At 46.4% G+C, this 21735-nt stretch carries 25 protein-coding genes, 3 tRNA genes and 1 pseudogene; 10 read left to right on the top strand and 19 right to left on the bottom strand.

Annotated elements, in window-relative coordinates; translation table 11 throughout:
• Nucleotides 1–26 precede the first annotated feature (26 nt).
• Nucleotides 27–1181: a hypothetical protein gene (locus tag OWQ48_07025; protein MCY0868949.1), complete on the top strand. Its 1155-nt coding sequence runs from the start codon at nucleotides 27–29 to the stop codon at nucleotides 1179–1181.
• Here OWQ48_07025 and OWQ48_07020 read toward each other — a convergent pair.
• The 3 genes from OWQ48_07020 to OWQ48_07010 all read right to left on the bottom strand — a co-directional run bounded on the left by OWQ48_07020 (nucleotide 1147) and on the right by OWQ48_07010 (nucleotide 4057).
• Nucleotides 1147–2277: a DNA primase gene (locus OWQ48_07020; protein ID MCY0868948.1), complete on the bottom strand. Its 1131-nt coding sequence runs from the start codon at nucleotides 2275–2277 to the stop codon at nucleotides 1147–1149. The genes OWQ48_07025 and OWQ48_07020 overlap by 35 nt on opposite strands.
• 173 nt (nucleotides 2278–2450) lie before the next feature.
• Nucleotides 2451–2984 carry a hypothetical protein gene (locus tag OWQ48_07015; protein MCY0868947.1) on the bottom strand — a complete coding sequence of 178 codons (534 nt, stop codon included), beginning with the start codon at nucleotides 2982–2984 and terminating at the stop codon, nucleotides 2451–2453.
• Nucleotides 2981–4057 (bottom strand): winged helix-turn-helix domain-containing protein, encoded by a 1077-nt coding sequence (locus OWQ48_07010; protein ID MCY0868946.1) that lies wholly within the window; start codon nucleotides 4055–4057, stop codon nucleotides 2981–2983. The genes OWQ48_07015 and OWQ48_07010 overlap by 4 nt, the downstream gene beginning before the upstream one ends.
• Nucleotides 4058–4282: 225 nt before the next feature.
• Between OWQ48_07010 and OWQ48_07005 the strand changes: the two genes are divergently transcribed.
• Nucleotides 4283–4909 carry a hypothetical protein gene (locus tag OWQ48_07005; protein MCY0868945.1) on the top strand — a complete coding sequence of 209 codons (627 nt, stop codon included), beginning with the start codon at nucleotides 4283–4285 and terminating at the stop codon, nucleotides 4907–4909.
• 361 nt (nucleotides 4910–5270) lie between these two features.
• Nucleotides 5271–5621, top strand: a complete 351-nt coding sequence (locus OWQ48_07000) for a hypothetical protein (protein ID MCY0868944.1) — start codon at nucleotides 5271–5273, stop codon at nucleotides 5619–5621.
• A 20-nt stretch (nucleotides 5622–5641) separates the two neighbouring features.
• On the opposite strand, the gene OWQ48_06995 is transcribed toward OWQ48_07000, so the two are convergent.
• The 5 genes from OWQ48_06995 to gapN form a co-directional block, all read right to left on the bottom strand.
• The gene (locus OWQ48_06995) at nucleotides 5642–6334 is read right to left on the bottom strand and encodes an amino acid ABC transporter permease (GenBank protein MCY0868943.1); all 693 of its coding nucleotides are present in this window, start codon (nucleotides 6332–6334) and stop codon (nucleotides 5642–5644) included.
• Nucleotides 6331–7086, bottom strand: coding sequence for an amino acid ABC transporter ATP-binding protein (locus tag OWQ48_06990; GenBank protein ID MCY0868942.1), 756 nt, complete (start codon nucleotides 7084–7086; stop codon nucleotides 6331–6333). Before OWQ48_06990 ends, OWQ48_06995 begins: the two co-directional genes overlap by 4 nt.
• Complete coding sequence (locus OWQ48_06985) at nucleotides 7086–7733, bottom strand: amino acid ABC transporter permease (protein ID MCY0868941.1); 648 nt, start codon at nucleotides 7731–7733, stop codon at nucleotides 7086–7088. The genes OWQ48_06990 and OWQ48_06985 overlap by 1 nt, the downstream gene beginning before the upstream one ends.
• 48 nt (nucleotides 7734–7781) lie before the next feature.
• Complete coding sequence (locus tag OWQ48_06980) at nucleotides 7782–8555, bottom strand: basic amino acid ABC transporter substrate-binding protein (protein ID MCY0868940.1); 774 nt, start codon at nucleotides 8553–8555, stop codon at nucleotides 7782–7784.
• A gap of 135 nt (nucleotides 8556–8690) precedes the next feature.
• Nucleotides 8691–10250, bottom strand: coding sequence for an NADP-dependent glyceraldehyde-3-phosphate dehydrogenase (gene gapN / locus OWQ48_06975; GenBank protein ID MCY0868939.1), 1560 nt, complete (start codon nucleotides 10248–10250; stop codon nucleotides 8691–8693).
• Between the two features lie 60 nt (nucleotides 10251–10310).
• On the opposite strand from gapN, the gene OWQ48_06970 reads away from it, so the two are divergent.
• Complete coding sequence (locus OWQ48_06970) at nucleotides 10311–10976, top strand: DUF1122 family protein (protein MCY0868938.1); 666 nt, start codon at nucleotides 10311–10313, stop codon at nucleotides 10974–10976.
• Between the two features lie 41 nt (nucleotides 10977–11017).
• Here OWQ48_06970 and OWQ48_06965 read toward each other — a convergent pair.
• Nucleotides 11018–11122, bottom strand: a tRNA-Cys gene (locus OWQ48_06965).
• Nucleotides 11123–11416: 294 nt separating this feature from the next.
• Here OWQ48_06965 and OWQ48_06960 point away from each other — a divergent pair.
• The 3 genes and pseudogenes from OWQ48_06960 (at nucleotide 11417) to OWQ48_06950 (ending at nucleotide 13012) form a co-directional block, all read left to right on the top strand.
• Nucleotides 11417–11515 (top strand): annotated as a pseudogene (locus OWQ48_06960) (AbrB/MazE/SpoVT family DNA-binding domain-containing protein).
• 84 nt (nucleotides 11516–11599) lie between these two features.
• Nucleotides 11600–12415, top strand: coding sequence for a phosphate uptake regulator PhoU (locus OWQ48_06955; protein MCY0868937.1), 816 nt, complete (start codon nucleotides 11600–11602; stop codon nucleotides 12413–12415).
• A gap of 378 nt (nucleotides 12416–12793) precedes the next feature.
• The gene (locus OWQ48_06950; GenBank protein ID MCY0868936.1) at nucleotides 12794–13012 is read left to right on the top strand and encodes a DUF3096 domain-containing protein; all 219 of its coding nucleotides are present in this window, start codon (nucleotides 12794–12796) and stop codon (nucleotides 13010–13012) included.
• Between the two features lie 27 nt (nucleotides 13013–13039).
• Here OWQ48_06950 and OWQ48_06945 read toward each other — a convergent pair whose 3' ends face one another.
• A complete protein-coding gene (locus OWQ48_06945; GenBank protein ID MCY0868935.1) occupies nucleotides 13040–14365 on the bottom strand; it encodes a TldD/PmbA family protein in 1326 nt (441 codons plus the stop codon).
• Nucleotide 14366: 1 nt separating this feature from the next.
• Nucleotides 14367–15803 carry a TldD/PmbA family protein gene (locus tag OWQ48_06940; GenBank protein ID MCY0868934.1) on the bottom strand — a complete coding sequence of 479 codons (1437 nt, stop codon included), beginning with the start codon at nucleotides 15801–15803 and terminating at the stop codon, nucleotides 14367–14369.
• A gap of 401 nt (nucleotides 15804–16204) precedes the next feature.
• Between OWQ48_06940 and OWQ48_06935 the strand changes: the two genes are divergently transcribed.
• Nucleotides 16205–16354, top strand: coding sequence for a hypothetical protein (locus OWQ48_06935; protein ID MCY0868933.1), 150 nt, complete (start codon nucleotides 16205–16207; stop codon nucleotides 16352–16354).
• 324 nt (nucleotides 16355–16678) lie between these two features.
• On the opposite strand, the gene OWQ48_06930 is transcribed toward OWQ48_06935, so the two are convergent.
• A tRNA-Arg gene (locus OWQ48_06930) sits at nucleotides 16679–16753 on the bottom strand.
• An 85-nt stretch (nucleotides 16754–16838) separates the two neighbouring features.
• Between OWQ48_06930 and OWQ48_06925 the strand changes: the two genes are divergently transcribed.
• Nucleotides 16839–16947 (top strand) — tRNA-Met (locus OWQ48_06925).
• Nucleotides 16948–17031: 84 nt separating this feature from the next.
• Nucleotides 17032–18075 (top strand): deoxyhypusine synthase, encoded by a 1044-nt coding sequence (locus tag OWQ48_06920; GenBank protein ID MCY0868932.1) that lies wholly within the window; start codon nucleotides 17032–17034, stop codon nucleotides 18073–18075.
• Between the two features lie 6 nt (nucleotides 18076–18081).
• On the opposite strand, the gene OWQ48_06915 is transcribed toward OWQ48_06920, so the two are convergent.
• Genes OWQ48_06915 through OWQ48_06885 form a run of 7 tightly spaced genes read right to left on the bottom strand, consistent with a single transcriptional unit; the run spans nucleotide 18082 to nucleotide 21735 of the window.
• The gene (locus OWQ48_06915) at nucleotides 18082–19065 is read right to left on the bottom strand and encodes an NADH-quinone oxidoreductase subunit H (GenBank protein ID MCY0868931.1); all 984 of its coding nucleotides are present in this window, start codon (nucleotides 19063–19065) and stop codon (nucleotides 18082–18084) included.
• 2 nt (nucleotides 19066–19067) lie between these two features.
• Nucleotides 19068–19409, bottom strand: coding sequence for a hypothetical protein (locus tag OWQ48_06910; protein ID MCY0868930.1), 342 nt, complete (start codon nucleotides 19407–19409; stop codon nucleotides 19068–19070).
• A gap of 12 nt (nucleotides 19410–19421) precedes the next feature.
• Complete coding sequence (locus tag OWQ48_06905) at nucleotides 19422–19922, bottom strand: Na+/H+ antiporter subunit E (GenBank protein ID MCY0868929.1); 501 nt, start codon at nucleotides 19920–19922, stop codon at nucleotides 19422–19424.
• Nucleotides 19919–20329: a sodium:proton antiporter gene (locus tag OWQ48_06900; protein ID MCY0868928.1), complete on the bottom strand. Its 411-nt coding sequence runs from the start codon at nucleotides 20327–20329 to the stop codon at nucleotides 19919–19921. Before OWQ48_06900 ends, OWQ48_06905 begins: the two co-directional genes overlap by 4 nt.
• A complete protein-coding gene (locus OWQ48_06895; protein MCY0868927.1) occupies nucleotides 20326–21138 on the bottom strand; it encodes a Na(+)/H(+) antiporter subunit B in 813 nt (270 codons plus the stop codon). Before OWQ48_06895 ends, OWQ48_06900 begins: the two co-directional genes overlap by 4 nt.
• Nucleotides 21128–21379 carry a DUF4040 domain-containing protein gene (locus OWQ48_06890; GenBank protein ID MCY0868926.1) on the bottom strand — a complete coding sequence of 84 codons (252 nt, stop codon included), beginning with the start codon at nucleotides 21377–21379 and terminating at the stop codon, nucleotides 21128–21130. The genes OWQ48_06895 and OWQ48_06890 overlap by 11 nt, the downstream gene beginning before the upstream one ends.
• The gene (locus tag OWQ48_06885) at nucleotides 21376–21735 is read right to left on the bottom strand and encodes a monovalent cation/H(+) antiporter subunit G (protein MCY0868925.1); all 360 of its coding nucleotides are present in this window, start codon (nucleotides 21733–21735) and stop codon (nucleotides 21376–21378) included. Before OWQ48_06885 ends, OWQ48_06890 begins: the two co-directional genes overlap by 4 nt.

Below are 21735 nucleotides of genomic sequence, written 5' to 3'. Positions count from 1 at the left end.
CCAGCTCCTCCTCATTCTATGCTTGGTTGTATGGAGCCATGTATAGGAGAGCCTGCACTCTGCTAATCTTAGTGCTTCTCACCGGGATATCGCTTACCCCCGTAGCATCAGGGAGCGAGGGTATTGTGGTAAGAGAACTCCAATACGATGGACTGCTAGTGCTAACGGCTACAGGCAGGTATGCTGAAGGAGTTATCCCAGGCTTAAACTATATCTCCATTGAAGTTAAATATACTGTTAGCGGGGAAGTTAGCCTAGATGCTGCAACTCTTAAACCCTTAACGTGCAGCCTGCACGTAAACGTGACTTCAGTTAGCACTAGCCAGGTCTCGCAGAATATACCTGTAGAGCAGTTTTCATCGTGGAATACCAGCATTAATCTTAGCGGGGATGAGTGCACTACACCCCCTATAGCATTATCTGTGAAAAACGCGTCGATAATCCTAGAACCTCTCGTTAAGAAGGGGGTTGTAGTAGGTGTTACAAGACTCGACGTGGATGCTATTCACATAGTTGGCGGTGAACCCTACCCCTCACCAAGCCGCTTTAACTCTAGCATCTGGAGCGCTTACTTCGAGCCGTTAACTGGTATCATAGTACACTACACGTATACTTACACTGAGAGAATGAGTGATAGCTCGTACTCGTATTCACTGACATTAATACTCAGTAATTACATGAGGATCTTCGAAGGGCTTACAGATAGATTGGTGCTCGAACTCAAAGTCGCTAATACCACGGGTAATCCAAGCCTCATAATCATATATTCAAGCCTTGGATCCACTAAGCCTCCTGTAAGTGTTTCGAATGTTTCAGCAAGCTCTCTACTATTATCATTTAGCGAGCCTACAGCATGCTACCTGGTTGCAGGGCCCTTCAACCCTAATATTACTTTAAACTCGAATATCAAGCTGGAGACGTACAGCACGCTGGAAGGCCTTTACGTATACTACAGTAGGAATCCAAGCCTCTGCAGTAATGTATGGCTTAACTTCACGAGCCAGATGACATCTGGTAGCAAGGGGTGGGATGAGGAGAAAGGGATACCACCGCGCCTCAATGCACCGAGCCTAGGTAGCTTAGTTTTCACTCTCTTACTTCTTTCAATGATACTGTATGTAGCCTACTCAATAGCGCACTGGATTGTTAAGAAGCTCTTGAAGCCGGCTTACGCTGCATAGCTTTCAAGTTATACTTGTAGACAGCTAGAGGGTTTCTTCCACCCTTACACTGCCCATCTACAGGGCATATTCCAGCTGACTTCATGCTTTCACAGTTATACGGCATGTATTTCCTCCTGCTACCTCTTAACCCTGCAATATGCTCAACCTGGTATCTCGCGATCCTCTCATTGAAATCCGGTGTCTTCTTGAAGTACTCGAGGATCGCGTCAATGCTTAACCCGATGTTAGCGAGGAATGCCGCTAGATTAAATCTCTCCTCGTGGCTAGGGTTCCCGCCTGAGTCAACCAGGCTTATAATTCGTTTAATACACGGGGGGAGAGCTTCAGGGTTAACTCCCTCTATAGTCTCGGCTAGGCTTCCTGGACTAGCCTTCTTATACCATCCTGCTTCATTCAGTATTCTCCTAGCCTCGCTGACGAAGGCTTCTAGTACCGGCCCGTTAACTAGCTCTACAGCTTCTTCGGCTTGATCTAGAACATGCCTTACTATGGCTTCCTCAAGTATCCTTGTAATAGTTTTCTCGTCAACGTATACTCTGCCGTTAGCAACTATATTATTCTCCAAGCTGTAAGCTGGATTCTGCGAGAGCCTCTCTGCAACTATCCTCACGTAGTCTAGCAGCGGGATTGAGTACTGGAGTGGCTTGAATCTAGCATTAACACGCCTCCTAGAAGGTTTCTCTACGATATCTAATCGTGCCGGCTGCTTCTCATCAGGGCTCTCAGTGAACTCTACGTTCACTCCTACTCTAAGCGATATATAGCGGATTACATGCCCACTCTCCCTAACCAGGGTTCTCGCAGCAGTCTTAGCATACGCTATGGCGATTCTATTGAGAAGCCTAGTGTCATTAAGTGCTTTAGCTACAGCGAGGAGGAGCATGTAGCATGCAAGACTTTCATCACTGCTCTCGAAAAACTGCAGGTTAACTTCAGCTCTCTTACCCAGGATGTCCTTGAACACCCTGGGGAAAACCTCGCGTAGCCTATCGCTCATAGATTCAACGAGTACTCGTAGATCAAGGTCTCCAATACCTAGATCGCCTGGCCTAGCAATGAAAGGGTACTTCAAGAGGAGGCTTCGGGTACTCACTTTAACACCTCAGTGAGGTCGGGTGGCATCACTGCATCATGCGATGACGTATTCATCACAGGCTTCAAGTTAGCTTGACGCATAGGCGGATCAGCGCTTTGGCCCCACATCACTCTTCAGGCGACCTCCACTCATTGGAGGTCCCCATACATCATCCCACGCTTAACTAGGCTCTAGGAGCTAATTAATCTTTCAACCTCGAATACTATTCTCTCGTATCCTCGAACTCTTACTCCAGCTTCAACGCTAAACGAGAGGATTCTACCACCACCGGTGATCGTGTAGGGGACGCCTACGTCCGCTTCAATAAATCTAGCCCTAGGTGGCAGAATCCAGTAGACTCTATACCCGTACTCAGCTACCTCCTCCTCGTACACGTCTTCAAACACGTTTACTCCTCTCACGAGCTCGCCTTTAAATGATATCATGAACACCACATAGGGGTACTCCACGCTACCCCGGAAGCCTACATCCACGTTGACGACTCTCGGGAAGCAGGGCTTACCATTAAGCTTTACCTCCTCTAAGTCCAGGTAGAACTCCATGTTTCTTGCAAGCCTTTCCTTCTCAGCTGAAAGCTCCTCTACTGTTAGATTATAGTAGTAGTGGTCTGGGTCATAGTAGTCGAATACTACTATCTCATCAATCCAGCCTGTCTCCCTTACATGAAAGAATCCAGTGCCATATAGTGGTTTAGGCTCCCTCATTTCCTCCCCGTAATCCTCTTGTACGCCTCCCATCCTTTAGGTGTGAGCTCCAGGTAATTGTACTTACCTGTCCGCTCAACTGTAATGTATCCCTCCTCCTCGAGTCTCTTAATTCTCCTGCTAACACTGGATTTAGGGAATCCGGTTCTACTAGTCACCTCTGCCTGTGTTAGACGGCTTCCACTAGCCTCACCCAGCAACCTTATTATGCTTCTCGCAACAGTATCACTCATTATATCGGCAACCTCTATCTTCCCCACATAACTCCTCCTCCATAGGAATACTGCTGCAACCGCTGCTATGATAGCTAGTACTACTGCCAGCAAGAGCAGGTTCCCCCAGGGGGAACCTTGCGGTACTGGAAGCAGAGTGGGAGTCTGAGTAGGGCTCGCACCGGGCGGTGTCGTGGTAGGAGTCCCTGTGACCCCAGGTGGTAGAGTAGGAGGTGGTGTTGTGGGTGAAGGGGTGATAATGCTTACTGGTGTAGTTAAAACGATAAAGTACATTGTTGGTGATGTAAACAGTATTGCAGTTGTATTATCAATGATATTGACTCTATAGCTTGAAGAATCTCTAAGTGGTGTTATAGTGGCATTGAATACTCCAGCAAGATATACTTCAACCTGTAGGTTCATGCTGCCTCCTTGATACCAGAGCAAGTTTAATGTCGATGTATAGGAGCCTGCGATGATCTCTCTTGTAGCATTAGTGAGAGAAAAGTACATTGTGAGGCTTGGTGAAGTAGTATTAACCTCGCACAGCACTAGGGCTAGGCCTGTAATATCATCGTATTTAGCGATCAAGGAGCTCACGCCGCTGCCAGTATAGTTGAGTAGCTCGAGTGATGAATCCTCAAAGATCCTAGCGGGAATCGATATATTGACTAGAATCCCGGGTTGAGCTGAAAGCACTAGTGTCACATAGAGGAAGCCGGCATTCCCATATGGATCATAGTAGACTACGTACTTCACGCTGGCTAGACTGGCTTCAGCTAAAGCTGTAGGAGTATTAAAGCCGGCTACAAGTAGAGCTATAAGCACTAGAGCTGGAAGAGCGTAATCCTTAAACCTCAAGACCCACCACCAATCCAACCTCTACTCTAATGGGATTGAAGCCTACAGGTTTATAACTTCATCTACTAGTAATATACGCCTCCACGCTGGCTCTACTCGTAGAGCCCTCCTCGAGCCGGCCATTTAATCTCCAAGGCCGCTGCAGAAACCGACTACACTCTTAACTCCAATTTTAAAGTAGCTGTCCTGGTAGTTAATCCCTAGGGTCTCGATAGGAGGGTATCTATGTGGCTGTACGACGAGCTCTACAGCTGTCCTCTCATCGTGATACTAGGTTCCTTCAAGCATGAAGGCTATTACGGGTGGAGTGTCCTGCCAGTAGCAAGCCTTAGGGTCTCACTACTCAGGAGGAGCGGGGAGTGGCGTGTAGTTTCGAACATTAGGGAGGCATTATGGTTTGAGAGAAGTCTTGAAGCATGTAGAAGCATTATTAAGGGTTCCACGAGAACAGGCTTTATAGAACTGGATCTAGCAGTAAACGCATCACTCTACGGGGGCTTCGGCATCTACACTGAAATCCAAGGTGACATAAGACCTGTCACGCTGGAAGTAATCGATACATCAGTCTTCAAGTTCTACTTGAAGCCTAAGGGGAAGCCCAGAGAACCTAGTGAAGGCAGTTTAAGCGACTGGATCCTCCTGGGATTAGGGCTTAGAGAAGGATTATGGAGGCTGGTAGCTGACGCATGCAGCCGTCTAGGCCGTGTCACCGAGGAATCATGCATTATTGAAGGTGACCTAGGCGAAGTAGCTATAACAGCAGGTATATTTAGTGAAGCCGGCTGGCTGAGAGTAATACCGGATAACACTCCCCTACGACATGTAGTTGCCTATACGTCTACACCACGCTAGGCCACAGGAGGCTTCACGAGTATTTAGGGGTCCCAGTCGCTCCACCTACATCATAATTTCAGTACGTCTCTGCCCGGTCATCCCGCATAAATCCTAGTTGGGTAAAGGGTGTTAAAACTATTAGGGGTTTAACGAGAGGTCGTGAAACCCAGCGGATCCTCTCTAACTCAGTATAGTAGCAGTTTGAGAATAAGCATAGACTCTGGTTTGCAAGCCATACCAGGCTAATAATGTAAGCGTGCTCCTGCATACAGTTCCAGTTAAAAAGGCTAGTAGTAGTTACTGTAGAAGTGTCGAACCCGTGCAACAATACTCTGAATTGAACATCCAGGTAGAATTAAAGTAGCATCTGGTGGAGGCTATGGAGGTCTTCGTGGAGCTGCGGAATGGACGCTGGATACGCGTGGCCGGCTGGTTGAAGCAGACCCCATCTCCAAGGAGGAGTACTAAGTATATACTGGTAGGTGAAAGCGTTGAGAACCCGCCTAAGCTGAGCAGTGAGCATACTCTTAGAGTTCCAGCGAGTATACTAAACAAGATCATTCTTTCACTACTTGATAGCGGAGAGAACTCCATAGTAGTCTTTGAGAGAGCCGGGGTAGCCCACTATATTGCTAAAGCTGAATCCAGGAGAGCCCTCCAGATAGTTAACAATATTGTAGAGGAAGTGAAGAAGAGCAGGAAGACCAGCAGGTCAGGGCAGTCAGCGTAGCCTACCGGGGACTCTATTCTCTAAGTTGGCGCGGAGGCTAGAGGTGTTAGAAGTCCAGGTACACTAGCCTTCTTCTCAAGATACCTCATGGATCTAGTTATTATTAGAGATAACGCTAGGTATATGACTGCTATTATAGTGTATACCTCGAGGTACGCGAAGGTTTCAGCTCCTATTATTTTTCCAGCGTAGACTAGTTCTACAACTGTTAGAAAGTACGCTATCGACGAGTACTGAAGCAGATACACGAGCTCATTAGTTAAAGGAGGTATTGAGGAGCGTAGAGCTAGGGGTAGTATTATTGAAGTTATAACCTGCCAGCGCGTCATTCCAAGAGATAATGCGGCTTCCCACTGGCCTGCTGGTACAGCCTTAATCGAGCTACGTATATACTCTGATTGATAGGCTGCACTGTTGAGCCCCATACCTATAATTGCTGCCTCCACTGGGTTTAAGACTACGCCGACACCTGGTAGAGCATAGTATATTAGGAATAACTGGAGAAGCATAGGTGTACCCCTAACAACCTCAACGTATACTGTGAGAGCTGAGCGGAGTAGCCTAGGCCCGTAGACCCTCCCAGACGCTATGAGCAAGCCTAGAGTGAAGCCTATAGCGAATGAAGCTAGCGTTAATATTATAGTGTTCTCAAGCCCCTCTAGCAGCATAGGGGTATATCTATACAGTATTTCAAGAATCCTCTCAGAGTTCATTTGATTCTCCTACCTCTAATACTTTCAATGAACCTTCTAGTTCTCTCATGCCTGGGGTTCTCGATTATCTCCTCTGGAGGCCCCTTCTCAACAATAACACCGTTATCCATGATCATTATCTCATCCGCTGCTCTCAGGGCGAAATCCATTTCATGGGTTACTATGAGCATCGTGGTTTTCGCTTCAGCTAGCTTCTCAATAACTCTTAATACCTCTCCGACAAGCTCTGGATCTAAGGCAGAGGTAGGTTCATCCATTAGTATTATCGATGGCTCCATGGCTATCGCGCGTGCTATGGCAACACGCTGCTGCTGTCCACCAGATAGTTGAGCCGGGTACTTATGCCAGAGGTCCTCTCCTATTCCAACCATTTTTAATGCCTCGATGGCTCTATGTCTAGCTTCATCTCTAGGCAGCTTCTTGACTTTCACGAGTCCAATTTCAACGTTTTCTAGTGCTGTTAAATGCATGAATAAATTAAAGTGCTGGAATACGAAGCCTATTCTCTGCCTGATACTACTAATACTTTTCGAGGGCTTAGGGAATACCTCCTCGCCTTCAAGCATTATTCTACCTTTATCAGGGGTCACCAGGAGGTTAATGCATCTCAGCAGGGTTGATTTACCGGCACCGCTTGAACCCATTACAATTTTGACTTCACCGCGCTCGACCTCAAATGTAACCCCTCTTAGAATCTCAGTAGACCCATACTTCTTCCATAAGTCCTCTACTCTTAGAACTATATCACCCACTACACTCCACCACCTAGGCCTGGTATAGAATACCTGCGGTAAAAGTACTCTGAGACACGGCTTACAGTAAAGGTTAACGTGAAGTATATTAATCCAACGAAAAGCAGGGGGGTGAGGTAATCGAAGATTACTTGGGCGACGTGAACTGCCTGAGTGAATACTTCTGCTACACCTATAGCGTAGGCTATAGATGTATCTTTTAAGTCTATTGTAAACTGGTTTACAAGACCTGGGACAGCTATCCTAATCGCCTGAGGGATCACTATGCTGGTGAAAGCCTGCCCTCTACTCATCCCGATGGATAGTGCAGCCTCCAGCTGGCCTGCAGGTATAGAGCTTAGTGCACCCCGAATGATCTGGGATTGATAGGCTAGACTACGGATCCCGATCGAGACTACAGCAGCGCTAACAGGATCCAGTGATATCCCAATAGCGGGTAGCCCGAAGAAGACTATGAACATTACTACGAGGAGAGGTGTTCCTCTAATAGCTTCCTCAACAAGTAATGCTATTGTTGATAATGGCTTAGGCGTATACATTTCAAGGAAGGCTAGGATTGAGCCGAGAAGTAATCCTATAGTAAATCCTCCAAATGCGAGTATCATAGTGTTAGGTAGACCGCTTAGAATTAATGGGATGTAGTTCAAAAACAGGTGTGAAATCATTCTGCTTCCCATAACGTCAAGTTATTGTTCTCACGCTCCAAAGTATTTCTCCACGAGGCTGTTCCATTCCTGCGTACCTTTTACCTCTCTGAGGGCGTTATTAAGGGCTTGGAGGAGCACTGTATCCCCTTTCCTAACAGCGAAGCCGTACTGCTCGCCGGTTTTAATGATAGTTGAGATGACCACGGGGTACTTCTGCTGGAGCATTTCAGCTACAGGGCTATCTACCACTACTGCATCAATCCTGCCGTTAACGAGGTCTTGTACTGCTAGCACGAAGGTAGGATACTCTCTGACATCTATGTTCAAGCCGTGTTCTCCAGCATATTTCTTAACGTAGTCGGCTCCTGTTGTTCCTGTCTGAACTCCCACAGCCTTCCCGTTGAGGTCTTCTAGGGAACTAGGCTTGAGGCTTGAATCCTTTCTAACGATGATCGCTTGATCAGCCTCCCAGTAGGGGTTTGTGAAGTCAACCACCTTCATCCTCTCTTCTGTTATGCTCATGCCTGATGCGATCACATCGATTTTACCTTGAGTTAATGCTGGTATCAGGGAGTCAAAGTCCATTGAAACTATCTTGATGTCATCATAGCCTGCCTTCTTCGCTAGCAGCCTTATCAAGTCTATGTCAAATCCCACAATATTTCCTTTCTCATCAATATACTCGAATGGCGGGAAGTCCGGCGAAGTACCAACCACCAGATATTTCGCTTGAGGAGCCTGAATCCTCGTGTAGTAGTATGCTATAGAGGAAGCTACTACTGCTGCTACAAGCACTATTATAGCTATGTGAACTAGTTTCACGTTTATTCCACCATCTACCGAGTAGTATGAGTAATATTATTTATTCTTATAAACCTGCTTCCATCAAGTTGTACTCTCGCTAGAATAAACCCAGGGCTATGGGGAAGTGAACTAGTAGAGGAGGAAGAGAAAAATTTACATGTACTCCCAGATACCTGTACCCTTATAGTTGTAGACTACTGTTTTAAGAGCAGTCACCTGCTCAATGCTGTACCCTATACCTTCTCTCCCTATGCCTGAGCTTTTTCTCCCACCGAATGGATAGTAGCCTATCCCGTGTCTTGGGAAGTCGTTGATGTATATGGCTCCGACCTCTAGCATTCTGATAAGCTTTCTGATCTTGTTTATGTCTTTTCCGAATATAGCGGCGTCAAGCCCATATCTCCTGGCGTTTGCTATATCTATGGCTTCATCAATACTGGAGACAGGGGTTATAGCTGCTATTGAAGCGAATATTTCATCCCTGAAGAGACGGAGCTTTAAGAGGGTATTTTTATCTCTGACCTCTACTAGTGTTGGCTCTATGTAGGTGGGACCGAGTTTCCTGCCACCATACAGGAGAATAGCACCCTCTCTTACAGCTTCTTCGACAGCTTCTACGACAGCGTCAGCAGTCTTCTCGTCGATTAATGGGCCCATATTCGTGGTGGGCTCTCTTGGATCTCCTACTACTACTTTACTGAGCTCAGCTACCAGCAGCTTCTTGAATTCCTCGTATACTGGTTCCTCTACTAGTATGAGCTTTATTGAATCACACCTCTGCCCGCTGAAGCTTGTTATACCAGCTGCTATTTTAGATGCAGCTAGCTTTAGGTCTGCATCACTTAATACTATTGCTGGATCCCCGCCACCTAACTCCATTATAAACTGCTTTATTCCAGCCTGCTTTAGAACGCTTACACCTGTCTCAGCACTACCTGTTAATGTTATAACACTAATCCTTGTATCAGAGACAAGTTTATCTGCCTCTCTACCTGGTATTGGGGTTAACGCTATTGCCTCCGGCGGGAAGCCTGCTTCTAATGCTAGCTTAGTCAGGTAGAATACTGGGATAGGGTCAGCGCTCGGGGGCTTAATGACTAGAGCGTTACCGGGGATGAAGCTGTAGACTAACTTGTTGACGGTGTCGAAGAGCGGATAGTTGAATGGAATGACAGCTAGAACTACTCCGTAAGGTTCTCTCTTAACTATACTCTCGCTCTCCAAGGTATCCTTATCCCAGTCCCCTGGCACGTATTCACCGTAGATTTTTCTCACGTCGAGTAGAGATCTTCTAAGTCTATCTATGCTTGCATCAACCTCTCCGAAAGCTGACTTCACAGGCTTCCCAGTGTTTACTATGAGGGCTTCAGCTAACTCTTCTCTTCTCTCCTCCATGAGGTCGGCTAGCTTCTCGATTACTCTAACTCTTTTCTCCCCAGGGGTATTTCTAGCCGCCCACCTCCCCACCCTATACACTTTATCTAGAGCTGAATCAATAAGCTCCCACTCTGGAATGTAGAAGCCTGCTATAATACTGAGGTCGATTGGTGATCTTACATCCATGATCCTCCCGCTAGTAATCCACTCGCCAGCTAGGAATGGCTTGAATACAGGCTTACCGTTCACGTAGTTAACTATATCTTTGAAGTGTTCTCCAGGCGAGAATTCAACAGGCTTTGAAATCTTCACTTGCACGATCCCAACCTCATCCATATAATATATTCCTAGACATTTAAAAACATGTTTGGTTAAGATTGACTATAGGTGTGATGAATGAAGATTGAAGTCATTGAATCGCTAGTAGAGAAGGGAATTCAAGCTGACTCCTACCAGATCACTGCTTTAAGGGTATCCCAGGGTAGAGTAAGAGAGGAGTTGAATGTAGACCTAGCCATCTCGCTAAATACTGCCAAGGAGCTACTACTCTCCCTAAAAGTCTTCAAGGGAAGATACCCTTACTATAAGCCGTGGATCGAAGTCTTCAACATGAAGCCTGAGATAAGAATAGGCTTGAATACACTCTACTACTTTGATAGCAACGTGGAGGATGTAGTGTTATCCATGGTGGCTAGTGCCCTGGAGCCCGGTGAAAGAGTATTCGTAGAGTACTTTAGAGACTCTGAAACCATGAAGGCCCTCATGGAGAATGTACCTCCCCCTGCTACCCGGCTTGGATTCAAGCTATTCAAGCTTGGGTTTACATGGTTCAAGGACTGGTACTTCCCAGAGGGGTTCATGGAGGGAGGACCAAAGCTTCAAGCTGAAAAGCCGCTTAATGAAACCCATAGAGCAAGGAATCTAAGGAGAATACGAGTAGAGCTCGAGGAATTCATTAAAGCTAACATGAAGCCGGATGAAATAGTGGTTGAAAAGGCTGTTTCAAGAGCTATAGAGGCTCTCAAACTTATCAGCAAGATGGTTGAAGACACTGGTATTTGACTTGTAGCTTGACCAGGGATTCCACTAAGGTTAAGCGAGTAAGCCGGGGGCGGGATTCGAACCCGCGGTTAAACGGGTTTCAGCGAACCCCTCTTTAACCTCTAGGCCCTGCAGCCCGCCGCCTTAGACCGCTCGGCCACCCCGGCTCTACTATACTATAGGGTGATGGCTCCTTAAAAACCATTGCTACTAATATGCTGTTGGCGTCAAGACTAGTGTGTCAGTATATATTTTAAGCTGGGTTCTTAGACTATTATTTGGAATACATGGGTCTTTAATCCCTACTATAGAAGCTGAGCTACATATATATAAATCCCTGTGTAAATGACTTCTATTTTAAGAAAAAGATTTATTAGACTGATGAATACTAATTAAACCACTAAGGTGGAGGGGATCACATGATGAGTACCTAGAGAAGAAAAGTTCAAAAAACTGGTTCGTCATCCTTCATTATAACACTACCTAGAGAATGGGTTGACCTTGTCGGGTTAAAGAGTGGAGACTACGTGACAGTTGAGAGGTACGGGGATAAGCTAGTAATAATCCCGCCTGCAATTGAGGCTGCAGTAGCTAAAGCATCAATTAAAGTAGGTGGGGCAATCCCAGTAGACCAGGTTTTCCGGATGATTGTTGCAGCATACCTCTCAGGGTATAATTCTATAACAGTTACATTTGATCCCGGGATACCTAATTTAGCAAGCTATGTCAGCGAGGTTAAGAATCTCGCTAGAATAAAGCTGGCTGGTATAGAAGTTATAGAAGAACAATTTAACAGTATTACCTTTAAGATCCTCCTTAATATTAGAGAGCTACCCTTGATTAGCGCTTTGAGAAGACTTCACTTGATAGTAAGCAACATGCTCGAGGATACTAAAAACCTGCTGAGAAACTTTGATGTAAATCTAGCTCAAGCTATAATACAGAGAGATGATGAAGCCGATAGATTCCACCACATGATATTTAGAGAGCTCAGCATGTCGCTTCTAGACATAAGAGTGCAGCACGAGCTAGGGATAACTAACATAGTTGAAACCCTTAACTATCGGATTATAGCGAGGAACCTGGAGAGAATAGCTGACCACGCAGTTAACATAGCTAAGAGAATACTAGGCATGGGTGAAGGATTCAAGGGTTCACAGGCAGTCTACGACCTGCTAGTTAAAGCGTCAGAGCTCTTCAATAAATCCATGGGAACCCTTTACAACCTTAGCAGGAAGGATGCAGAGGAAGTAATAAAGACATCGAAAATCCTTATAGATGAGATAGAGAGGGTTCTACGCGATGAGATAATAAACTCACCAAGCCTCACAGATAAAGAGAAGGCGGGTCTAGCGCAGATATGCGATAGCATAAGGAGAATCGTGAGGTACTCGAACGGTATAGCAGAAGCTGTATTGAACATTAAGATCGCTAAGAATTCTTCAATAGAGATCAAGTAGCTTTGTCTAAAGTGTAGAAGCATAGTTTTAAACCCAGAGACATCTTTTTAAAGAATTGACGTGTGACCCCGGTGCCCATGCAACACCCCCGTGTACCGGGGCACGGGATGAGCATGGGGCGGGTCACTCCCGGCCTCATTCTTCAATCCTATAGTATAGCTTGAACCTAGCGAGGAGTTCAAGCAGCAATAGGTTTCCAAGGCGGTCTCTCTTCACCACCAAACCTTCACGAAAGGAGACTAATCCTTAAGTGTTTTACCTGTATTCACTTATTCACTAAGTACTATTTTCACCCATAGAATACTTGAGTATCTTGGAGGCTCTACTGAAAGCTATTTTAGCTGATACTACTACATGATAGTGTGTTGGGTGGAGTAGATGTCTGAGGAGAAGATCCAGGAATTACTGAGGAAGTATCTCGGTATTAGCGCGCCGAGGCTAGTAATAGGTATATTAATGCTGATATTCGGTATTCTAATACTAGTTGAGCCGGACTTACTAGCGTTAGTTGTAGCATTATACCTTATAATCAGCGGGATCCTCATGCTAATCGATGAGTTAATAAAGAGTAGGATTGCAAAGGCTGCAGGAAGCTAGTTAGGAAAAACAACTTTTTCTTCTCATCTACATTACGTGCTTTGAAGTATTCACGTTTCTCACTAGTATGAATGGAGCCCTGGTAGGATATCTAACCTCCCACCACTTTACATCGTATCTATCTCTTGTCAACCCCTCTATGTTTGCGAGTATGCTTGAGAGTTTATCAGCTATTCTAATCTTTCTCGCCGCCCCCTTGATCTCGCCGTTTTCAATGTAGAATAGTGCATCTCTTGTTATAGTTGAGAATTCTCCTTCAACGTAGTTCTGGAACCTCGTATACCAGTTGTTATTTATGAGTAACCCTTTCCTCACCTCGCTGATTAATTCTTCAACAGTATAGTCGCCGGGCTCTACTATTAGGTTCCATGGCTCTGGGGAAAGCCATCCCGCGTTACCCGTGGTCTCAGTATTGAATTTTGATGCTGTTTTAGAGTTATGCAGTATTGTCGCTAACACACCTGTCTTTATTATCGGCTTTCTCCTCGTAGGAACGCCTTCTAAATCGAAGCCTCTACTGCCTGGTAGCTCGGCTTCATGGGGATCATCGATCACTGTGAGCTGGCTTGACGCTACTTTATCTCCCGGCTGGTTCTTCATGAATATTGATAAACCTGTCATTATAGCGAAGCCTGTAGCCATATAGGAGAGGTACTCTAGCAGGTTCCCGAATACCATTGGAGAGAGAACTAGGTCGTAGACACCTGGCTCAACATCAAGCCTGCTCTTCGATTCTACAGCATACCTAGCTGCTATCCTAGCCATTGTTGAAAGCTTGTCTCTTCTAAGCTTTGTTGAACAGGTGCTCCACTGTCCGCTCCCTTCTTCACCAGCGAAAGCTCTAATATAGGATTCCATTGACGTGTACTCATGGGTGCCATCGAAGCCTTTAGATGTCGCAAGGTACTCCTTGACGTGCTCGAGGTTAAGCATTCCAGCAACATAGTCTATCTTCTCCTCATGGGCTACGCCTACTATCTCCTCGACTAGACTCGAGGGATCATACAAGTGCTCTATGATCTTCTCGTCAACCATACCTGGTACTTCAGCAGGCTTACCGGGCTCTGGGAGGGGGGCGTAGATCTCCGACTCTCTCACTCTACCCGCCATAGATACTAGTTGCTCTAGGGTAAGAGAAACCCTGCTGGGGTCTAATCCTACTACCTCAGCTATTATTACCCTCTTATCCTTCACTAAGTAGAGTTCTACATTGACGAGCCTCCAGTATTGTACCACGCTTAACTCGCTGTTAGCTATCTTACTCATAGTCCTCTCGGTTTCAACCAGCCTGACAGCTGCTTCCTGGAACCCCTTGCCGAGGGCTTCTTCAAGTATCTTTCTATGGAGCTCCATTTCACCCACCCCGCGTGCTTCTAAGCCTAATATTCTTCAGCTTCACGTTGGGTCCCCCGAACCATACTGGGACGCCTTGAGACGGCTCTCCTTTACCGCAGGTGCCAGCATAGAATTCAAGGTTTCTGTCAACGCCGTCTATGCTACTGTAGAATGACTTCGTAGTTACCTCTAACACTGGGTTCCTCACGTACTCCTTTAGCTCGCCGTTCTCGATGAGGTATGCTTCAAGCCCGACGTACCTTTGACTCCAGCGTTCATCATCTATATTCCACTCCATGTAGGATTTAATGTAGACGCCTTTTCTCACAGTCTCCAGGAGCTCCTCGAAGCTCATGTCCCCCGGCTTGAAGTAGGTGTTGCCCATTCTGATTATAGGCTCGCTAGCGTAGTCCATGGCTCTAGCTGCTCCATTGCTTCTAACACCGTATACTGTTGCTGTAAACCTGTTGTGGAGGTGCTCGTATACTACTCCCTCCTTGTATAGGTATCGGGCTCTCGCAGGTACCGCTTCATCATCGTAGAGGTAGAAGCCGTAGCTCCCAGGGATTGTAGGGTCATCTATAACAGTTGCATACTCGTTTCCAATCTTGGCTCCAAGCATGCCTGGTTTAATGAAGCTTTTACCAGCTTGAGCTGCTTCACGCCCCATGATTCTATCTGCTTCACTTGGATGCCCTGAGGACTCGTGAACTATTAATCCCACTATCTCGCTTCCAACTATTACATCAACGGGTTCTGAAGGGGGTGGTACAGCTTTCAGCAGTATCTCCTCATACTTCGAGGCCTCCTCAGGAAGCTTCTCGTGCAGCCTCCACTTATCTAGTAGCTCGACTCCACCACTCCCGCCGAGCTGCTCCCATCTCTGCACGCTACCTTTAGCTGGATGGCTTACCACCATGTTATAGTATACTGTTATCCTAGGAATACTGGATTCAATGTACCCGCCGTCGCTGTTCACTATTATTTTCTCTTCAATCCACTCATCGTAGCTTACAGTTAGAACAGGAATTCTAGCCTCCCTCGTAGAGCCTTGAATACTCTTCCACAGCTCGGTTAAATAGTTTATCTTCTCGTCGAGAGACAGAGAGTCAAAGGGTTTTACAGCTACAGCAGAATACCTAGCTCTCCCAAGCCTTGAATCATCCAGCTTCAAGGGATTCTTCACTAGCCGAGAGGAGGCTCGAGCAAGCCCTACAGCCTTCTCAACAGCCCTCCTCACACCCTCCCTGCTTAAATCAGGTGTAGCAGCAAAGCCTAGAGCACCGTTCACGAGAACCCTGATACCTATACCACTCCGATTCGAGAGACTTGAACCCACAACACTACCATTCCTAGTATATACTCCCAGCCTACTAATACCATGATACCTGGCTTCACTATAGGAGGCGCCAAGCTCACCTGCTAATTTAACCCCGTACTCAACTAGATCCAGCAACTAGTCCACCAGTATTGGTAAAATAGCACCGTAGAATATAAATATCCTCCAGCCTCCTCTTATCGCTTCCCTAGAGTCTAGGATCCATGCGTGAAATGAAATCTAAAGTGCCGGTAGAAGCAATCTAGTGTTCCTGGAACATATCTATATGACGGTAAACTAGATCCAGGTGAATACATCGCTTTAGAGCAAATATGTTACGATACGAGTGGAAGCAACCATGAGATTGGAATACCTCTCGGGACTTACGCAGCAATAGGTATATGCAGTATTCTAGCGGCTTCCTTAGAACCTATAGGCTTCATAGCGTGCTTCGCGGCTCAGAACTACCTATCAGTATCCCAGTTATCCTTATCATATGAATCGCCATCAATCTACATTAATTAGAAATATAGTGAATCGTGGTGAATCACGGAGACCACTCAGCTATCCCTGGAGACTATAATGTCCCTGAGTACGTTTACGTTAGGATTAGCCGCTACAAGTATAGGGAGCCTGGAACCTACTGCTACTATTATGTACCTGCAGGAATATACTTTGAATTCCACTAGAATATAGTTTCTCTGCTTCCTTAAATCATGTATCCTGGTACTCCAGCTGAAGCAGCTATAATAGTCGACTTGAAATCAATGCAAGCTTCCCACGCGGAAATCTTAACAGGATGACAGGATAAACGGGATTAAATCTAGAGGTATTCCTCATTATTATAGCTTAATCCCTTACATTAAAGCCTGCTCCACTAAGGTTATTCGAAGACCAGCTTAGAGAATGCAGTAATACCTAGCTTAGCGTAGGTGCGCAAGAGATTCATCTACCACCGTCTTAAACTCGTAAACAAAGGGATTCCAGTGACACCGTATGGTTTAGTGGAGGTGCGGGCCCGCGGGGATTCGAACCCCGGGCCTCCGGCTTAGGAGGCCGGCGCCCTATCCTGGCTAGGCGACGGGCCCTCAACCTACCTCCAGCTTACTTGAGGATTATAAGTGTTTTTCAGGTTATTCAAGCTTAAAACCCCGAGAAACCATAGTGTGCTATGCCGCCGTAGCTCAGACCGGTCAGAGCGCCGGACTCATACGGGGTATTAGTGACCGAGGTCACCTCAGGGGATATCCGGTTGTCCCGGGTTCGAATCCCGGCGGCGGCATTCTACTGCTCAGGTTTGTTTCCCGGTTACCTAGTGGTTTCAGAGTTTTAATTCTCCAGTGTGTTCTATAGATTGGTGTGCTCTATGGGTGAGCCCGGCTTTCTAATGGGGTATGTTAAGGCTCTTGATGTTAAGCGTAGAGGCATCCACGAGCTTCTACTAGAGATGGGGGATACAGCATTCCAGGGGAGGAGTCTAGGTGAAGCCTACAGGATCCTCATTGATATGTTCAGCGATGAGGATAATACTATATTCCTAGGGCTCGCTGGATCCATGAGTACAGCTGGCATGTGGAGGATTATAAAGTGGCTTATCGAGGAGAGGTATGTAGACGTTGTGGTTTCAACAGGAGCTATTATAAGCGAGGATATATATGAGGCCATGGGCTTCAAGTACTATAAGACTCATCCATGCGTTAGCGATGAAGAGCTACTCAAGTTAAAGTATGATAGATTCTACGATACACTTGCAAGCGAGGAAGACTACAGGAGGATGGAGAAGCTTATAGAGGAGTTCATAGAGGTCCTCCCCGAGGGCAGCGTCTACAGTACAGCCGAGTTCCTACACGAGTTTGGCAGGTTCCTTAACGAGAAAGGGGTAGACAGTATTGTAGCAGCAGCGTACAGGGCTGGAGTACCAGTATTCTCGCCTGCACTAGTTGACAGCGGGTACGGTATTGCCGCTGTACTAGCATACAGGAAGGGACATAAAGTAATCCTCGACATGGTTAGAGACTTCCACCAGCTCATCGAGATCGGGAGGAGAGCGAGGAAGCTTTCCGCAATATACATTGGAGGTGGAGTACCAAAAGACTACGTGAACCTTGTAGCAGTAGCACAGACACTCATAAAGGAGTACGAGGAGAGTGTTCACGACTACTATAAGAGCCTAGAGTACGTTGTACAGTTTACAACAGATTTACCTCAGTGGGGAGGGCTTAGTGGTGCAACACTAGAAGAGGCTGTCAGCTGGGGGAAGGTTTCACCTAGAGCTAGAAAGAAGCAGGTTCACGTTGATGCAACTATAGCTCTACCCATTATAGCCCACGGGCTCGTTGAAGGCGGCGTTAAGAGGAAGAGGCCTGCAGACCTCTCCTGGTTCTTTGCTAACCCCCGTAGTCTCCCCTAGTCTATTTCAGCGTATTAAAGCCAGGATCAAAGAGAGAATAGAAAGAGGATATAAGTACTTCCAGAGGAATCTGACAGCCTGCTCCGGCTTATATCGGGGTAGAGATGCATCTATTATCGTCAGCACAACAAATACCACTATGGTTTTAACTAGTATAATAGCTGTTGATGCCAGCCAGTTTTCCTCTACTGTGAAAGGCCAGGATCCCCCGAGGAACAGTAGAGTGTATACTAGAGGGTACACTAGTCTCTCAGCGAACTTAGCGAAGAATCCGAGAGCTAGTCTAGGCCCACCGAGCTCAGTGAATATACCCCAGTAGATTTCCGCTTCAGCCTCCGGTGCATCAAAAGGCTTAACCATTAGAATGCTCATCATTCCAAGAAACCCGGCGATTGCTGCAAGGAGCATGGCGGTTAAGCTGGTAGCACTCAACCCCCAGAGCATTGGGGAAGCCAGGGAGGTTAAGTAGAGGGAGTATTCAGCGTTGAAGTACTTTGATGCCAGTATAACCGGGGTGATAATTGCTATAGCGTAGGCTGGCTCGCTCGAGAAGAGGAGGGCTATGTATCGCGCTGCGCCGAGCATGGTGTAGGGGTTTGGGTGGGCTACAGCAAGGTAGACTAGCCCGAAGGGTATTAGTAGCAGCAGGTAGAGTATAACGACTATGTCGTATTCAGCATAGTATGGTTTTAAAGCTATAGGTGTCGCCGTGAATATAGCTATAAGAGCACCTATGACTAGCGATACCACTATAACCGGGCTAGTCTTGAGACTATACTTGCTAACCATATCCTTCTTCATTAACAGCTTCAACAGGTCTGCTAGAGGCTGGAGCACGCCGACCGTGCCAGCGTATACGGGTCCTCTCCTGAACTGTACTCTCCCGACAATCTTTCTGGCAAGCCACTGCGTGACTATTATGAGGATTATAGTGAATGTTAAGCCCGGGTAGACTAATGCCTGGATTAGAAGAGAAGACAAGTCAACCATTACTACCACCCTGTAATCAAGAGGACTACTATAAGAGCGAGGAGCACTATGAAGCCTACAACATACCAGTCGCTTAGATAGGATGCAATACCCCTCTCTAGGATGCTTCCTCCAAGCCTCCAAGCCCTCCTTAATATGTCTGCAACAGTCTCAGTGAGTGAGGGTAACTCGGGCTTCTCAACCACGAAACCCGACATAACCGGTAGCTCCGATACCTCGTCACGCTGACTTGGCATCCTGCTGGCTACAGTCTTCTGGAATAACACGTAGAATACAAGGTATACGGTTAACCCTATTAAAGCCACCTGAGAGAGCAGAATTAAGAGAAATGTGTAGGTGTTCATGGCCCCCGCCTCCTACTCGAATATTTTCGAGAGGTGCTTCTCGAATTCAGCTGAGATCTCGTTGTAGGCGACTTCATCTGATACATCCTTGGGTGTCAGCCAGTGAACGTAGTATACCTTCCTCTCTTGATCTAAGTCTACAACTACTGTTCCAGGCGTGTTCGTTATACTATTAGCTATAAATGTTACAGCGTAGTCTGTTGAAACCTTGTAGGGGACTCTAACTATAGCTGGCGTTGGTAGAGGCTTCGGTGAGAGGATCACCTTAAGGACATCCCAGTGGGCTTTCGCCTCTATTATAGTAAAGTACTTGAGCAAGTAGTATACACCGTGCAGTGTTCTCCTTAAGGTTATCTTACCTGGATTGCTGACTAAGTCCGGCTTGAAGATTAAAGCTACAATAACCCCTGTTGCGAAGGCTACTGCCAGCTCAACTATATCGAATACACCAGTGTAAACGAAGTATGTGATGGATGCTAGTAGCACCGCTAGGATTATTGATGCCTTATTCACTCCTCACTCACCTCCAGCTTCTTAATACTAAAGGTGCCAGTAGCCTCCACGATCTTCAATGCTAGGACAGCAAGGAATATGAGTTGAGCTAAACCTATTACTATTGCTGTCACAATGAGTACCTGGGGGATTGGGTCTACAGCCATGCTAGCGAAAGATGATACTTCCCGTGGATTCAACGGCAGCTGAGGGTTTAGCAGTGTTCCACCAGGGTATACCGGCGGCATCACGGCCCCAGGCCTAAATCCTATGAAGACTAGTAGCACGTAGACTGCATCTGAAAGGATCGTCACAAAGATCAGCTTCTTAATTATGTGGGGTTTAGATACAACCCCGTAGAGCGAGTAGGAGAATGTTAACACTACTACGAGTACTATGTAGTACCACAGGTATACATCCAAGCTCACTTCTCATCACCCCTCCCAAACCTCTCTACGAGGTACATGATGGCTACTGTAAAGCCTGTAGATACAGCTGTAAACTCCGAGAGGTTAAGCCAGATTAACGTGCCGGATAAAAGCACATCGCCTACCGGGGTATTCACCAGTGCTGGAAATGAGAACTGGGAGCCGGGTTTAGCTAGGTTCTGGAAGAGGTATGCGTTGAAGCCTGTGATTAGCGAGTAGAGTAGAGGTGTAATACCGATCAAGAATATAGCTGTGACACCCAGTGTTCTAGCCCCTAGAAGCCTGCGTGGTGTAAGCCCTCTTCCCTCGAGGACTCCAGTGCCATATGCGAGTAATATGACTAGTGGTGCTATAACGAAGATACTACCGCCCTGGAAGCCTCCTCCAGGTGTCAAGTGACCGTGGAGAGCTACTGAGATGCTTACAGCAGCTATTATGAGCGCAACGATCTTCGCTGTAACCCTAACTATCACTGTTAACTCTCCGCTGCTTTTCCCTGTTGTAGTTTTAGAGCTGCCAGCTTTCTCCAAGACTATTAGTGAGGCTACTACTGCAAGGAATAGCACGCTTGTCTCAAAGTAGGTGTCAAACCCCCTCTGATCCCAGATCACGCTTGTAACAACCTCAGTACTCATAGAGGTCCACTTTGAGAACGGGTATACTACGTGCACTAGGTATACTACTGCTAGCCCTGTGAGAGTTTGAGTACTGTATCCTATGAGCCCTGTATAGTAGAGTAATAGCACTAGGAGTACTGCTAGAGTGGAGGATACTATTATAGAGGCTATAGTAGAGAAGCTATTCTTCAAACCTATCACCCTTGCTTAATACGTACATGAGTATCACGCTGTTAACACCTAAGCCTATAGCTATGTACGCTATGAGGAGGTCTGGTGCAAGAAAGAATGAGAGGGCTATAGCATAGAACACAGACTCTATACCCGAGTATACTATCGCTTTAGCTACATCCCTCTCCCTGTATACAGCTATAGTTGCTAGGAGAGCAAGAGTAACGCTTACAGCAGCTAGAAGAAGCATCAATTCACTCACCCCTTATCCTCTCTCAATCTATCCACTAGAACCATAGGTTCAACCTCCCTGCTGCGATGAGTGGCTCTAGCAAGAATGTGAGAGCCTGGAGCCACGCCTAACGCTATGAGTGCAGCAGCGATCACGCATACCCCTGAAGTATAGGCTTTAAAGTAGACATCTACGTCTAAGGCAAGCACCATTATGGCTATACCTATGAGAGGATAGAAGCCTCCACCCATGCTACCGATTGTCGCTGCATGGAGCCTCATGTAGAAGTCCTTGAATCTAAAGAAGCCTATAGCAGCTATTATATCTAGAATCCCTCCTATCAGGGTTACCGTTAATCCAATATAGAAGATAACTGTGTAGATCAA

Source organism: Desulfurococcus sp. (assembly GCA_026626905.1).
Taxonomy (GTDB): Archaea; Thermoproteota; Thermoprotei_A; order Sulfolobales; family Desulfurococcaceae; genus Desulfurococcus.
This window is presented reverse-complemented; position numbering and strand designations above follow the sequence as displayed.

Bases quoted from the DNA above. Each gene is read 5' to 3' on its own strand.
- OWQ48_06995 (MCY0868943.1), bottom strand. From the start codon at position 6,334: ATGAACTCTGAGAGGATTCTTGAAATACTGTATAGATATACCCCTATG.
- OWQ48_06970 (MCY0868938.1), top strand. From the start codon at position 10,311: ATGAAGATTGAAGTCATTGAATCGCTAGTAGAGAAGGGAATTCAAGCT.
- OWQ48_06955 (MCY0868937.1), top strand. From the start codon at position 11,600: ATGATTGTTGCAGCATACCTCTCAGGGTATAATTCTATAACAGTTACA.
- OWQ48_06945 (MCY0868935.1), bottom strand. From the start codon at position 14,365: ATGGAGCTCCATAGAAAGATACTTGAAGAAGCCCTCGGCAAGGGGTTC.
- OWQ48_07005 (MCY0868945.1), top strand. From the start codon at position 4,283: ATGTGGCTGTACGACGAGCTCTACAGCTGTCCTCTCATCGTGATACTA.
- gapN (MCY0868939.1), bottom strand. From the start codon at position 10,250: ATGGATGAGGTTGGGATCGTGCAAGTGAAGATTTCAAAGCCTGTTGAA.
- OWQ48_06915 (MCY0868931.1), bottom strand. From the start codon at position 19,065: ATGGTTGACTTGTCTTCTCTTCTAATCCAGGCATTAGTCTACCCGGGC.
- OWQ48_06950 (MCY0868936.1), top strand. From the start codon at position 12,794: ATGTCTGAGGAGAAGATCCAGGAATTACTGAGGAAGTATCTCGGTATT.
- OWQ48_07015 (MCY0868947.1), bottom strand. From the start codon at position 2,984: ATGAGGGAGCCTAAACCACTATATGGCACTGGATTCTTTCATGTAAGG.
- OWQ48_07000 (MCY0868944.1), top strand. From the start codon at position 5,271: ATGGAGGTCTTCGTGGAGCTGCGGAATGGACGCTGGATACGCGTGGCC.
- OWQ48_06920 (MCY0868932.1), top strand. From the start codon at position 17,032: ATGGGTGAGCCCGGCTTTCTAATGGGGTATGTTAAGGCTCTTGATGTT.
- OWQ48_06910 (MCY0868930.1), bottom strand. From the start codon at position 19,409: ATGAACACCTACACATTTCTCTTAATTCTGCTCTCTCAGGTGGCTTTA.